The sequence below is a fragment of the Sphingomonas molluscorum genome (assembly GCF_039522995.1).
Lineage (GTDB): Bacteria > Pseudomonadota > Alphaproteobacteria > Sphingomonadales > Sphingomonadaceae > Sphingomonas > Sphingomonas molluscorum.
Window position 1 is genome coordinate 372,239 of the sequence record NZ_BAAAEL010000001.1, and the last position, 13,337, is coordinate 385,575.

General features: G+C 69.1%; 13 protein-coding genes and 1 riboswitch. Of the genes, 7 read left to right on the forward strand and 6 right to left on the reverse strand.

Annotation, left to right across the window (positions count from 1 at the left end; genetic code table 11):
* Positions 1–18 precede the first annotated feature (18 nt).
* From ABDZ92_RS01870 to ABDZ92_RS01900, 7 genes are all read left to right on the forward strand, one after another.
* Positions 19–1,338 (forward strand): amidohydrolase, encoded by a 1,320-nt coding sequence (locus ABDZ92_RS01870; protein ID WP_272695230.1) that lies wholly within the window; start codon positions 19–21, stop codon positions 1,336–1,338.
* 133 nt (positions 1,339–1,471) lie between these two features.
* Positions 1,472–2,092 carry a 50S ribosomal protein L25/general stress protein Ctc gene (locus tag ABDZ92_RS01875; protein WP_125962222.1) on the forward strand — a complete coding sequence of 207 codons (621 nt, stop codon included), beginning with the start codon at positions 1,472–1,474 and terminating at the stop codon, positions 2,090–2,092.
* Between the two features lie 96 nt (positions 2,093–2,188).
* A complete protein-coding gene (gene pth, locus ABDZ92_RS01880; protein WP_125962223.1) occupies positions 2,189–2,761 on the forward strand; it encodes an aminoacyl-tRNA hydrolase in 573 nt (190 codons plus the stop codon).
* A gap of 193 nt (positions 2,762–2,954) precedes the next feature.
* Positions 2,955–3,560 (forward strand): TIGR02466 family protein, encoded by a 606-nt coding sequence (locus ABDZ92_RS01885; RefSeq protein WP_125962224.1) that lies wholly within the window; start codon positions 2,955–2,957, stop codon positions 3,558–3,560.
* 217 nt (positions 3,561–3,777) lie between these two features.
* Positions 3,778–4,062 (forward strand): hypothetical protein, encoded by a 285-nt coding sequence (locus tag ABDZ92_RS01890; RefSeq protein WP_132882527.1) that lies wholly within the window; start codon positions 3,778–3,780, stop codon positions 4,060–4,062.
* Positions 4,063–4,158: 96 nt separating this feature from the next.
* Positions 4,159–5,259, forward strand: coding sequence for a redox-regulated ATPase YchF (ychF, locus tag ABDZ92_RS01895; RefSeq protein WP_125958946.1), 1,101 nt, complete (start codon positions 4,159–4,161; stop codon positions 5,257–5,259).
* A gap of 75 nt (positions 5,260–5,334) precedes the next feature.
* Positions 5,335–6,624, forward strand: coding sequence for an alkaline phosphatase family protein (locus ABDZ92_RS01900; RefSeq protein WP_125958947.1), 1,290 nt, complete (start codon positions 5,335–5,337; stop codon positions 6,622–6,624).
* 51 nt (positions 6,625–6,675) lie between these two features.
* Here ABDZ92_RS01900 and ABDZ92_RS01905 read toward each other — a convergent pair whose 3' ends face one another.
* The 6 genes from ABDZ92_RS01905 to ABDZ92_RS01930 form a co-directional block, all read right to left on the reverse strand.
* Positions 6,676–7,440, reverse strand: a complete 765-nt coding sequence (locus ABDZ92_RS01905; RefSeq protein ID WP_241211684.1) for a peptidase — start codon at positions 7,438–7,440, stop codon at positions 6,676–6,678.
* Positions 7,441–7,624: 184 nt separating this feature from the next.
* Complete coding sequence (gcvPB, locus tag ABDZ92_RS01910) at positions 7,625–9,196, reverse strand: aminomethyl-transferring glycine dehydrogenase subunit GcvPB (protein WP_125958948.1); 1,572 nt, start codon at positions 9,194–9,196, stop codon at positions 7,625–7,627.
* Positions 9,193–10,551 (reverse strand): aminomethyl-transferring glycine dehydrogenase subunit GcvPA, encoded by a 1,359-nt coding sequence (gene gcvPA / locus ABDZ92_RS01915; RefSeq protein WP_125958949.1) that lies wholly within the window; start codon positions 10,549–10,551, stop codon positions 9,193–9,195. Before gcvPA ends, gcvPB begins: the two co-directional genes overlap by 4 nt.
* A gap of 117 nt (positions 10,552–10,668) precedes the next feature.
* On the reverse strand, positions 10,669–11,040 hold the full coding sequence (gcvH, locus tag ABDZ92_RS01920; protein WP_125958950.1) for a glycine cleavage system protein GcvH: 372 nt from the start codon (positions 11,038–11,040) through the stop codon (positions 10,669–10,671).
* 12 nt (positions 11,041–11,052) lie between these two features.
* Positions 11,053–12,234: a glycine cleavage system aminomethyltransferase GcvT gene (gene gcvT / locus ABDZ92_RS01925; RefSeq protein ID WP_125958951.1), complete on the reverse strand. Its 1,182-nt coding sequence runs from the start codon at positions 12,232–12,234 to the stop codon at positions 11,053–11,055.
* 155 nt (positions 12,235–12,389) lie between these two features.
* A riboswitch (glycine riboswitch) is annotated at positions 12,390–12,492 on the reverse strand.
* Positions 12,493–12,588: 96 nt separating this feature from the next.
* Positions 12,589–13,236, reverse strand: a complete 648-nt coding sequence (locus tag ABDZ92_RS01930; RefSeq protein ID WP_132882534.1) for a hypothetical protein — start codon at positions 13,234–13,236, stop codon at positions 12,589–12,591.
* Positions 13,237–13,337 lie beyond the last annotated feature (101 nt).

The following is a 13,337-nucleotide window of genomic DNA, read 5'->3' on the forward strand; positions in this document are numbered from 1 at the left end:
ACATCAGGGGGAATCGCCATGCGTCCAATGCTCGCCGCCACTGTGCTCACCACCGCCCTATCCGCCGCGGCTTCGCCCGCCGCTGCCGAACCGGTCCGCGACGCGACCATGGCGGCCCTGCCGCAGCTGACCGCGCTCTACCGCGAACTGCACGCCGCACCCGAGCTCAGCCGGCAGGAGGTGAAGAGCGCCGCCCGCATGGCGACCGAGGCGCGCAAGGCAGGCTTCACCGTGACCGAGAAGGTCGGCGGCACCGGCGTGGTCGCGGTGCTGCGCAACGGCCCCGGCCCGACGCTGCTGATCCGGACCGACATGGACGGCTTGCCAGTGTCGGAGGCGACCGGCCTCCCCTTCGCCTCGACAGTCCGCGCCACCACCGCCGATGGCGTGGAAACGGGCGTGATGCACGCCTGCGGCCACGACACGCACATGGCGAGCTGGGTCGGCACGCTGCGCAACCTCTCGGCGATGAAAGGCCAATGGTCCGGCACGCTGGTGATGATCGCGCAGCCGGCGGAAGAAGTGGGGCTCGGCGCGCAGGCGATGCTGGCGGACGGCCTCTACACGCGCTTTCCCAAGCCCACCCATGCGATCGCCTTTCACGATAGCGCCGGGCTGCAGGCAGGCGTCCTCGGCGTCCATTCCGGCTACACCTTCGCCAACGTCGACTCGGTCGACGTGGTGGTGCGCGGCGTCGGCGGCCATGGCGCCTATCCCAACACCACCAAGGACCCGATCGTGCTCGCCTCCCGCATCGTCGGCGCGCTCCAGACCTTGGTCTCGCGCGAGCTCGATCCGCAGACGCCGGGCGTGGTGACGGTCGGCAGCTTCCATGCCGGCGCCAAGCACAACATCATCCCCGACGAGGCGAAGCTGCTCTTGACCGTGCGCAGCTACACCGACGAGTCGCGCAAGCAGCTGCTCGACGGCATCGCCCGGATCGCGCGCGGCGAGGCGATCGCCGCCGGCATCCCCGAGAATCGCATGCCGACCGTTCAGGTCGAGCAGACCTACACCCCCGCCACCTTCAACACCGAGCCCTTGTCGGACGAGCTGCGCACGCTGTTCACCGGCCGGTTCGGTGAGGCACGGGTCAAGGAGGTGCCGGCGACGATGGGCGGGGAGGACTTCAGCCGCTATTATCTGGCGGACAAGTCGATCCAGAGCATGATCTTCTGGGTCGGCGGGGTGCCCGCCGACAAATGGGCGGAGGCGCAGGACGGGGTCGCCGAGCTGCCCTCGCTCCACAGCGCCGGCTGGGCACCGGATGCGGAGGCCGTGATCGGCACCGCGACGGAGGCGCTGACGGCAGCGGCGCTGGACGTGCTCAAGAAGTAGCTGCGGCGGCTCTGGGCGGCGGTTCGCTTGCGTTCCGGCGCGCGTTCGCGTAAGCGCGCGCCCTTGTCGTGCCGGGGTCATCCCTGGAGGCCCGGTCGGCGAACATGGAACCAAGCGCAATACGGAGACTGTGATGAGCGACCAGCTTACGCTGTCGGCCGAGACGCGCGATCGGGTTGGCAAGGGAGCCTCCCGTTCGCTTCGTCGTGAAGGCCGCGTGCCCGCCGTGATCTACGGCAACAACGAAGAACCGACCCCGATCCACGTCAACGGTCGCGAACTGATGCGCCTGCTGATGACCGGCCACTTCATGAACTCGGTCGTGATGATCGACGCCGGCGGTTCCTCGATCCGCACGCTGCCCAAGGACGTGGCCTTCGATCCCGTCACCGACCTGCCGGTGCACGTGGACTTCCTGCGCATCGGCGAGCACTCGACCGTCACCGTCCAGGTGCCCGTCGTGTTCACCGACGAGGAAGAGGCTCCCGGCATCAAGCGCGGCGGCGTTCTGAACGTCGTCCGTCACGAGCTGGAGCTGGTGGTCGACGCAGCGAACATCCCCGACCAGGTCGAGGTTTCGCTCAAGGGCGCCGAAGTCGGCGACTCGATCCACATCTCCGCGGTGACGCTGCCCCAGGGCGCGCAGCCGGCGATCGAAGACCGCGACTTCACCATCGCGACGATCGTGGCGCCGTCCGCGCTCAAGTCGAGCGAAGGCGACACCCAGACCGAAGTCGAGGGTGCGGGCGCCTGAGCCCTTCCCTTTTCCGACATCGGTAAAGACAGCATCGCCTCCGCAACCTGTTGCGGGGGCGATGTTCTTTTGGAACACCCAAGCACGGGGACAGCCATGCAGCTCTGGGTCGGCCTGGGCAATCCGGGCCCGCAACATGCGATGCAGCGCCACAACGTCGGCTTCATGGCCGTCGATGCGATCGGCGAGGTGCACGGTTTCTCCCCGCCGAAAAAGGCGTTCCAGGGCTGGGTGCAGGAAGGGCGCATCGGCAGCGAGAAGCTGCTGCTCCTGAAGCCCGGCACCTACATGAACGAGAGCGGCCGTTCGGTCGGCGAGGCGATGCGCTTCTACAAGCTGACGCCGGCCGACGTGACGCTGTTCCACGACGAGCTCGACCTGGTCCCCTTCAAGGTGAAGGTGAAGACCGGCGGGGGTGCTGCCGGCCACAACGGCCTGCGCTCCACCGATCAGCACATCGGCAACGACTATCGCCGCGTCCGGCTCGGCATCGGCCATCCGGGGCACAAGGACCGGGTGACCGGCTATGTGCTCGGCAACTATGCCAAGGCCGAGATTGACGATCTGTCCGACATGCTGGGTGCGGTCGCGGCGGAAGCCGAGTGGCTGGCGCGCGGCGACGACGTCCGCTTCATGAACGAGGTCGCGCTGCGGCTGCAGCGGGATTAGGGCACTCCTCTGTCGCGGATGCTCTGCCCGCCTAGCTCATCCACCGTTCGTCTCGAGTAGCCGTCGAGCTTGTCGAGACGGCGTATCGAGAGACCGGTTGCGGTGGCTCTCTCGATACGGGCTCTCGACAAGCTCGATCCCTACTCGAGACAAACGGGTCGGGTATCATGTCGATCTACCCCAGGAGTCCCCCATGCCCGTCCGCCACCTCTTCACCACCCCGCTCTATCAGGAGCAGATCGGCCAGCCCGAGCTGATCGCCGAACTTGAGGAAAGCGTCCGCGCGCTGGCAGAGGACGACCTTGCCGGCAAGCGCTGGTCGCGCGAGCATCGCTACCGCGGCTACACCAGCTATGCCTCGCTCGACGACCTGCCGATCCGCGACCCCGCGTTTGCGGACCTGAAGCGCCTGCTCGACCGGCACGTCGCGCGCTTTGCGGAAGCCTGCGCGATGGACCTGGGCGGGCGCCGGCTGAAGCTCGACAGCCTGTGGGTCAACCTGCTGAAGCCCGGCGGCGGCCACTCCGGCCACCTCCATCCGCACAGCGTCGTCTCCGGCACCGTCTATGTCGCCGTGCCCGAGGGTGCCGGCGGCCTCAAGCTGGAGGACCCGCGCCTCGCACGGTTCATGGCGGCCCCGCCACGCCGGCCGGATGCGCCCGAAAGCCTCGCCACCTTCGTGGAGGTGAACCCGGAACCCGGCACCATCCTCCTGTGGGAAAGCTGGCTGCGGCACGAGGTCATGCCGCACGCGGGCAAGGGCGAGCGGATCAGCGTGAGCTTCAACTACCGCTGGTAGGGGGAACGCCGGGGCGGGCTGGACGGTTGAAGGGGAGACCCAGCCAGAAAGGACCGTCCCGATGATCCAGGATCCGAACCCCAACGACCAGTCCACCGAGAACCAGAACGAAGACGAACTGGAAGAAGCCCAGGCCGAGGCAGCCGAGGAGCGCGAGGAAGAAGGCGGCTATCAATAAGCCGCCCTTGCCTATCCCCAGCAGACCGGAAGATCGCCCATGAGCCACACCCCGCCCGTTCCTGACGCGAACCAGGCCCCCTACCCCCGCCAGGCACCGCCCCCGCCATCGCCCGCAATTGCAGAGACGGCGGCGCGCGCCGCCGCCCGCCGCGCGCAGGATGAGGCGGATCGCGAGCGGACGCGCAGCGTAACGCTGGCGACGCTTGCCGGCGTTGGCCTCGGCGCGCTCGCGATCGGTGCCGTGCTGCTGCTTTCCCGCGACAGCGAGGCGCCGAAGGCCAAGGCCAAGGCCAAGCGCAAGAAGACGACCAAGAAAGCATAGCCTTCGCGGCGGTGCCGCAGCACCCGTCTGGTAAAGGGAGCCCGAAGCGCCTATGCGGCGGGCTTCACCTTCACCAACGGGATCGAAGAACCGGACATGGGTTTCCGCTGCGGCATCGTCGGGCTTCCGAACGTCGGCAAGTCCACCCTTTTCAACGCGCTGACCCAGACGGCAGCGGCGCAGGCGGCGAATTATCCGTTCTGCACCATCGAGCCCAACGTCGGGAACGTCGCCGTCCCTGACGAGCGGCTGGAGAAGCTGGCTGCCATCGCCGGCTCGCAAAAGATCATCGAGACCCAGCTGGGCTTCGTCGACATCGCGGGGCTCGTGCGCGGCGCGTCGAAGGGCGAGGGCCTGGGCAACCAGTTCCTGGGCAACATCCGTGAGGTGGACGCGATCGTCCACGTCCTGCGCTGCTTCGAAAACGACGACATCCAGCACGTCGACAACAAGGTCGATCCGATCGCCGACGCCGAGACGGTCGAGACCGAGTTGATGCTCTCCGACCTGGAGAGCCTGGAAAAGCGCGTCCCCAACCTCGTCAAGAAGGGCCAACAGGGCGACAAGGAGGCCAAGATCGGCGCCTCCGTGCTCGGCCAGGCGCTCGAACTGCTGCGCGAGGGCAAGCCCGCACGCCTCACCCAGCCCAAGGACGAGGAAGAAGCCCGCGTCTTCGCCCAGGCGCAGCTGCTCACCGCAAAGCCGGTGCTCTACGTCTGCAACGTCAACGAGGAAGACGCGGCCGAAGGCAACGCGCTCTCCGCCAAGGTGTTCGAGAAGGCCGCCGCCGAAGGCGCGCAGGCCGTCGTCGTCTCCGCTGCGATCGAGGCCGAGATCGCGACCATGGAGCCGGCCGACCGCCAGGAGTTCCTGAGCGACCTGGGCCTGACCGAGACCGGCCTCGCCCGCGTGATCCGCGCCGGCTACAAGCTGCTCAACCTGCTGACCTTCTTCACGGTCGGCCCCAAGGAAGCGCGCGCCTGGACGGTAGAAGCCGGTGCAAAGGCGCCGCAGGCCGCAGGCGAGATCCACACCGACTTCGAGCGCGGCTTCATCCGCGCCGAGACCATCGCGTACGACGACTACATCGCCTGCAACGGCGAAGCCGGTGCACGCGAGGCGGGCAAGCTGCGCCAGGAGGGCAAGGAATATGTCGTCCACGACGGCGACGTGATGCTCTTCCGCTTCAACGTCTGATCCTTTGCCGGTCGAAAGGCCGGCCAAGGGCCCAACTGTCATATTCCTGCCGCGGACGCGCGCGAAGGGCGGGTCATGTTCAAGCCCGCTTCCGCCGCGTTCCTGGCCCTCGCTTCGCTCACCGCCTGCACCCAGACCCTGCCTGCTCCAGGCACGGTCGCCGGCACTGCCCCGGTGGCTGCCCCGGCTGAGGCAAGGGCGCCCGTCACCATCCTCGTCTCGATCGACGGCTTCCGCCCCGATTACCTGCAGCGCGGCGTGACGCCGGTGCTCTCCCGCCTCGCCGCAACGGGCGTGACCGGGCCGATGCACCCCTCCTTCCCCTCAAAGACCTTCCCCAATCACTGGACGCTGGTGACCGGCGTGCGTCCCGATCGGCACGGCATCGTCGCCAACCGGATGGAAGATCCTGCCGATCCCAAGAACGTCTTCACCATGGCGACGGACGATCCGAGCTGGTGGAACGGCGCCGAGCCGATCTGGGTAGCGGCCGAGAAGGCGGGCATCCGTACGGCGACCCAGTTCTGGCCCGGCTCGAACGTTCCGATCGGCGCCACGCGCGCCGCCGAATGGCCGCACAAGACGCAGGGCGGCACCCGCCCGGCCGACTGGCAGCAGTACAACCAGGCAATCAGCGCGACTCAGCGCGTCAACGGGGTGCTCGACTGGCTGCGGCGCCCTGCCGCGATCCGCCCCCGCCTGCTCACCCTCTATTTCGAGGCGGTGGACAGTGCCGGCCACCAGTTCGGTCCGGACTCGCGTGAGGTGAACGAGGCCGCTGCCGATGTGGACGCAGCGGTCGGTGCGCTCGTCGAAGGCCTGGCCGCGATGGGCCAGCCTGCAAACCTGGTGATCGTCGCCGATCACGGCATGGCCGCCACCACCAGCGAGCGGGTCGTGGCCCTCGACAAGCTCGCCGATCCGGCCCTCTACCACGTCGTGGAGGCGGGCCCCTATGCCGCGCTGACGCCAACGCCGGGCAAGGAAGCGGCAGTCGAAAAGGCGCTGTTGAAGCCGCACGCGCATATGGAGTGCTGGCGCAAGGGGGAGATCCCCGCCCGCTTCCACTATGGCCGCAACCCGCGCGTGCCGGCGATCCTGTGCCTGGCGGAGGACGGCTGGCAGGTGCTGCCGACCACGCCGACACAGCCGCAGGCGGGCGGCAGCCATGGCTTCGACAACATGGCGCCGGACATGACGGCGCTGTTCATCGCCAACGGCCCCGCCTTTGCGAGCGGGCGCACGCTGCCGGATTTCGACAACGTCGACGTCTACCCGCTGCTGCGCGACCTGATCGGCCTGCCGCCCGCCCAGGGGGTCGACGGCACCGACGCGCCGTTCCGCGGCGTCCTCAAGGCGCAGTAACGCGCTCGGGCGGCGCGGCCCCGGGTTCAGCCCGAAGCCCGCCCCCTAAGGTCAGTTCGGACGCGATCCGCCCCGGCCGCTGGAGCGCGGACCGCCCGAACGGCCACCCTGCCCGCCCCAGCGCGGGCTGGAGCGGCCGCTCTGGCCACCCCAACGCGGGCTCGACCGACCGCCGCGATCCCCCCAGCTCGGGCCGGGCCGGCCGCCCGGCCGCGCGTCGCTGCCGCCGGGGCGATCCGGGCGCTGGGCGCCTGCGCCCCCCTGGTCCGGACGCGAACTGGGGACCCAGGAACCGGGCCGGCCGGGACGGACACCGGGACGATATTCGCCGCCTTGCCCCGGACGGACACCGGGGCGCCCGTCGCCCGGACGGCCATAGCCGGGACGACCGGGGCGTCCATCACCGGGGCGTCCGTCACCCGGGCGGCCGGGGCGCACGCCGGGACGTCCGTCGCCGGGACGGAAGTCGTTCCAGTTGTTGCCCGGACGGCCATCGCCGCGCCAGTTGTGCCGGCGCTGCTCCCAATAGCGGCGCTGGCTGTCGTTCCAGCGGTGCGGGCGGCGATAGCGGTCGTAGACGTAGTAACCGGTGCCCGGATAATAATAATTGCCCTGCCAGCCCCAATAGGGCGAGCCGAAGCCGCTGCCGTAATAGCCGGCGCCATAGCTGTCATAATAGGGATCATAGTACCCGCCGGAGCCATAGCCGACGGATACGCCGCTATAGCCATAGCCGCCGTCGCCATAGGTGCAGGCGCTGACGCCCAAGCCCGCTGCTGCGATCAGCGCGAGAGTACGGATGCGCTTCAGAAACATGGGAATTCTCCCGAATAGGAATGCTCGCACTGGTCGCAGAACGCGGTTGAACGGAGCGTGAACTATTCGGAACAACGTGGGCGATACTTGGCCGGTTCCGGCGTCGTCTCCACGAGCGACGCCTACGCGCAAGTATCGGCAGCCTCTCCTCCCGGACGCCGGCCCGGGAGGAGAGGCTGCGCGGCTACTCGGCTGCTTCCGCCGCCGGCTGCGGCGCCTTCCAGCGCAGCACTGGCTTGCGGGCCGCCTGGGTCTCGTCGAGGCGACGGCGTGGTGCGAAGTGCGGCGCGCCCTTCAGCGCCTGGTCGCCGGCCTTGGCGCGTTCCGCCACCGAGCGCAGCGCGCCGATGAACTGGTCGAGCGCAGCCTTCGACTCGGTCTCGGTCGGCTCGATCAGCATCGCGCCGTGGACGACCAGCGGGAAGTACATCGTCATCGGGTGATAACCCTCGTCGATGAGCCCCTTGGCCACGTCCAGCGTGGTGAAGCCCTCGGCCAGGCCTGCGTCCGAGAACAGCGCCTCGTGCATGCACGGGCCGCTGCCGCCGAACGGCGCGTCGAGCACGTCTTCCAGCTGGCGCAGGACATAGTTGGCGTTGAGCACCGCATCGCCCGATACCTGGTAGAGGCCATCGGCACCGTGGCTGAGGATATAGCTCAGCGCACGGGTGAACATGCCCATCTGACCGTGGAAGGCGACCATGCGGCCGAAGCTGCCGGCATGATGCTCGCCCGCGGTCTCTTCCTCGATCAGCGCGAAGCGGTCGCCCTGCTTCTCGACGAAGGGCAGCGGTGCGAACGGTGTGAGCGCCGCCGAGAACACCACCGGGCCCGAACCCGGTCCGCCGCCACCGTGCGGGGTCGAGAAGGTCTTGTGCAGGTTGATGTGCATCGCATCGATGCCGAGGTCGCCCGGACGCACCCGCCCGACGATCGCGTTGAAGTTGGCGCCGTCGCAATAGACATAGCCGCCAACGCCATGCACCGCGTCGCTGATCGCGCGCATGTCGCGCTCGAACAGGCCGCAGGTGTTCGGGTTGGTGATCATCACGCCCGCGACGTCCGGCCCCAGCCGCGCCTTCAGCGCCTCCAGGTCGACACGCCCTTCGGCGGTGGCGGGAATGTCCTCGACCTTGAAGCCGGCAAAGGCCGCGGTCGCGGGATTGGTGCCGTGAGCGCTCTCGGGCACCAGGATCACCTTGCGGTGTCCCTCGCCCTCGGCCTCCAGTGCCGCGCGGATCGCGAGGATGCCGCACAGCTCGCCATGCGCGCCGGCCTTGGGGCTCATCGCGACCGAGTCCATGCCGGTCAGCGTCACCAGCCAGTGGGCGAGCTGGTGGATCACCTCCAGCGCGCCCTGCACCGTGTCGACCGGCTGCAGCGGGTGCACGTCGGCAAAGCCCGGCAGCCGCGCCATGCGCTCGTTCAAGCGCGGGTTGTGCTTCATGGTGCACGAGCCGAGCGGGAACAGGCCCAGGTCGATCGCATAGTTCTGACGGCTGAGGCGCGTGTAGTGACGCACCGCCTCCGGCTCCGACAGGCCGGGCAGGCCGATGGAGTCCTTGCGCTCCATGCCGCCGAGCCGCGACGGCGCCTGCGGCGCCTCGTCGAAGTCGACGCCGGTCGTGTCCACCGAGCCGATCTCGAACAGCAACGGCTCTTCGAGCATCAGGGCGCGGTTGCCGGTGAAGGTCGCCTGGGTGGCCTCGTCGCCGCCGCCCATCTCGGGGCGCCAGCCGCTCTGGTTGATCGTCATGCCAGCACCTCTTCGAGCTCGGTTGCGAGCGTCTCGATATCTTCTGCAGTCACCGTCTCGGTCACCGCCACCACTAGTCCGTTCGCAAGCTGTGGCGCGTCCGGATACAGCCGGCCGAGCGACACGCCCGCGAGTACGCCGCGATCCGCAAGCGTCCGGACGACCGGCCGCGCTTCCTTCGACAGCTTGAGCGTGAACTCGTTGAAGAAGCTGGTGTTGACCAGCTCGACGCCCGGCACCTTCGCCAGCCGGTCGGCCGCAGCCGAGGCGCGCGCGTGGTTGCTCGCCGCGAGCTGGCGCAGGCCCTTCTCGCCCAGCAGCGTCATGTGGATCGAGAAGGCAAGCGCACACAGCCCCGAGTTGGTGCAGATGTTCGACGTCGCCTTTTCGCGACGGATATGCTGCTCGCGGGTCGACAGCGTCAGCACGAAGCCGCGCTTGCCCTCGGCATCCACGGTCTCGCCACAAAGGCGGCCCGGCATCTGGCGAACCAGCTTGTCGGAGCAGGCGAACAGGCCGACGTACGGCCCGCCGAACTGCAGGCCGACGCCCAGCGACTGGCCTTCGCCGACGACGATGTCGGCGCCCAGCTCGCCCGGCGAGGCGATCGCGCCCAGCGCCACCGGCTCGGTCACCACCGCGATCAGCAGCGCCTTGTTGGCGTGCGCCGCCTCGGCGATCGGGCGCAGGTCCGGGATGCGGCCGAGGATGTCCGGATACTGGACGACCACGCACGACGTATCCCCGTCGATCGCGGCGATCAGCGCCTCGGCATCGGTGTCGGCGGTGAGCGTCGGCGCGGAGGTATCCAGCACGTCGCCGGTGAACTTCGCCATGGTGTTGGCGACCGAGACGTAATGCGGGTGCAGCCCCGACGAGAGGATCGCCTTGCCGCGGCGGGTGACCCGGCGCGCCATGGTGATCGCTTCCCAGCACGCGGTGGAGCCGTCGTACATCGACGCGTTCGCTACGTCGCAGCCGAACAGCTGTGCGACCTGCGTCTGGAACTCGAACAGCATCTGCAGCGTGCCCTGCGCGATTTCCGGCTGATAGGGCGTGTAGGCGGTGAGATACTCGCCGCGCTGGATCAGATGGTCGACGCTCGCCGGCACATGGTGGCGATAGGCGCCACAGCCGAGAAAGAACGGCGCGGTACCGGCGGCGAGGTTCTTGGCGGCAAGCGCCGAAAGGTGGCGCTCGACGGCGAGTTCGCTGGCGTGGTTGGGCAGGCCGGGCACGGGGCCGTCGAGGCGCGCGGCCTCCGGCACATCGGCGAACAGCGCGTCGACAGAGGACGCGCCCACCGCGGCGAGCATCGCCTCACGGTCAGGCTGGGTCAGGGGCAGGTAGCGCATGGCAATCCTTCGGGACGTCACCCCGGCCACCGCCAGGGTCTCACGCCGCGGGCGCGTCTTCGAGGAGAGGCGCGCCCGCGGCCCGAGATGCCAGCCTAAGGCTGGCGGACTTGGGGTTTAGAGCTTGGCGACGAACGCCGCGTACTTGTCCGCGTCCATCAGCCCTTCGAGCTCGGACGGGTCGGACAGGGTCAGGCGGAAGAACCAGCCGTCGCCTTCCGGATCCTCGTTGACGAGGGCCGGGCTCGCCTCGAGCTCGGCATTGCCCTCGACCACGGTGCCCGATGCCGGCGTGTAGACGTCGGAAGCGGCCTTGACCGACTCCACCACCGCGGCCTCGTCGCCCTTGGTCAGCTCGCGGCCTTCCTCGGGGACTTCGACGAACACGATGTCGCCCAGCTGGCTCTGGGCATATTCGGTGATGCCGACGGTCGCGACGTCGCCGTCGACTTCGACCCACTCATGCTCTTCGGTGAAATAACGGCTCATCGACGGCGCTCCTTAGCGGACGTAGTTGTGGGCAATGAACGGCATGGCGACGACTTCGGCGCTGTGCGCCTTGCCGCGCTGGGAAAGGGTGATCTCGGTGCCGGCGACCGCGAGGGCGGCGGGCACATACGCCATGGCGATCGGCGCGCCGACGCTGGGGGCAAAGCCGCCCGAGGTCACGCGGCCGATGGTCTTGCCGGACTGGTCGACGACGGCCGCGCCCTCGCGCACCGGCTGGCGCCCGTCGACGCGCAGGCCGACGCGCTTGGTCGCCGGACCCACGGCACGCTCGGCCAGGATGCGCTCGGCACCGGGGAAGCCCCCCTCCTCGCGGCGGCGCTTCGACAGCGCAAAGCCCAGGTCGGCGGCGACCGGCGTAGTCTCTTCGTCCAGGTCGTGGCCATAGAGCGGCAGGCCGGCCTCCAGGCGCAGCGAGTCGCGCGCGCCGAGACCGATCGGCTGGACCTCCGGCTCGGCGGCGAGCGCGTCGGCGAACGCCTCGGCAGCTTCGGCCGGCAGCGAGATCTCGCAGCCATCCTCGCCGGTATAGCCCGAGCGGCTGATCCACAGCGCGTGGCCCGCCCATTCGAATGCACCCGCCGTCATGAAGCGCAGCGCATCGACTCCGGGGATCAGCCGCGCAAGCGTGGAGACCGCCTCCGGGCCTTGCAGCGCCAGCAGCGCGCGGTCTTCGAGGTGGTTGATGGTGATCGAATCGGCCAGCGCCTCGCGCAGGTGACCCAGGTCGTCATACTTGGTGGCGCCGTTCACGACCATGTAGAAGGCCTCGCCCGCCGGCGCCGGCTCGCCCGCTTCGCCGAACGGGTGCGCTTCCGGCAGGCGGGTCACCATCAGGTCGTCGAGGATGCCGCCATTGTCGGCGAGCAGCAGCGAATAGCGCATGCGGTTGGCAGCCAGCACCTGGAGGTCGCCCGGCAGCAGCGCTTCCAGCGCCTGGGCCACGCCCTCACCCGTGAACAGCAGCTGGCCCATGTGGCTGACGTCGAACAGGCCGGCGTGGCTACGGGTCCACAGGTGCTCGGCCATGATGCCTTCATACTGCACCGGCATCTCGTACCCGGCGAAGGGCACCATGCGACCGCCCTTGGCGCGATGCCAGGCGTCGAGCGGCAGCAACGAGGGCGCGATCGGCTCGAAGCCGTCCGCATCGGAAGAGGAAATCGAGTCGCTCATTCGCGCAGTCTCCGGCAGGTCTGGCACGACGCAGACACAGGCCTCCCCGCATCCCCGCCGCCCCCTCTGTCACGGAACCTGAGAGCTTTCGCGCAGCGATTGTGCGCTTACCCCTTCGGTGGCGCCGGAACCACGGCGCGCTTTCCAGAGTGTCGTTGGCGCGCGCGGTCCCTTTAGCCTGAGAGATTCCGGGGCGGTTGCTCCTTCGGCGGCCACATGCGGCCTCCAAGGCCGGCGGCGCTCTCCCGCGCGTGCCCATGGCCGTTCCCGGCCATCGACGCGCCCGCTCTGGCTCGACCGCGGGGCCGAGTCAATCGGCCTCGCGCGGTGAGCGTCGATTAGACCGGCGTCCGATCAGCGCGTGGCGTTGTAGCGCAGCTGGTCCTGGGTGAGCTGGAAGCCGACCAGCGCCTCGAACGAGGCGTTGAGCACGGCCTGGCGCACTTCCGGAGTCGACAGCGGGTCGACCGCGGCATCTTCTGCGCCGGCCTTGCGCGGCCGGGTGATCTGCTGGCGAATCTCGTCCGGCAGCGTGGCCGCCGAACGCTGCACGACCGCGGTCGCGCTGCCGGTCGCCTGGGCGCGCGCCTCGCCGGGGGCGAAGTCGAGCACGGCGTGGTTGATGCGCTTGGCCACCACCTGCGATCCGCCGCGCACCACCGTCAGGAAGTACGGCAGGTCGACCTGGCGGGCGCCATCGGTGCGGGTGCGGCGCGCCTGGATGTCGAAGGTGACGGTGGAGACGATGTCCTCGCCCGTCTCGTTGCAGGTGGCGCGCACGTTGGTGATCGTCGCGGTCACGTCGATCGCGCTCGCCAGCTGGGTGCCGGCCGGATCGAACAGGGTGATGTCGCCGGTGCCGGCGGGCACGCCCGCCGCCGGGCAGGCGGAGCGGACCGTGGTGATGCCGACGCCACGGGTCACGTCGATCTCGCCTTTACGGCTGCACCCCGCGAGGGCGAGGAGCGCGACAGCGGAAACAGCGAGCGTTCGGACGATCACAGGGGAGTACACCTTTCACGACGAACGGGCCGTCGCATGCAGCGCCGACCCGGACCGCCGCCAGCATAGGAAGCGCCTTTCAAGCACGCAAGCAATCGCGT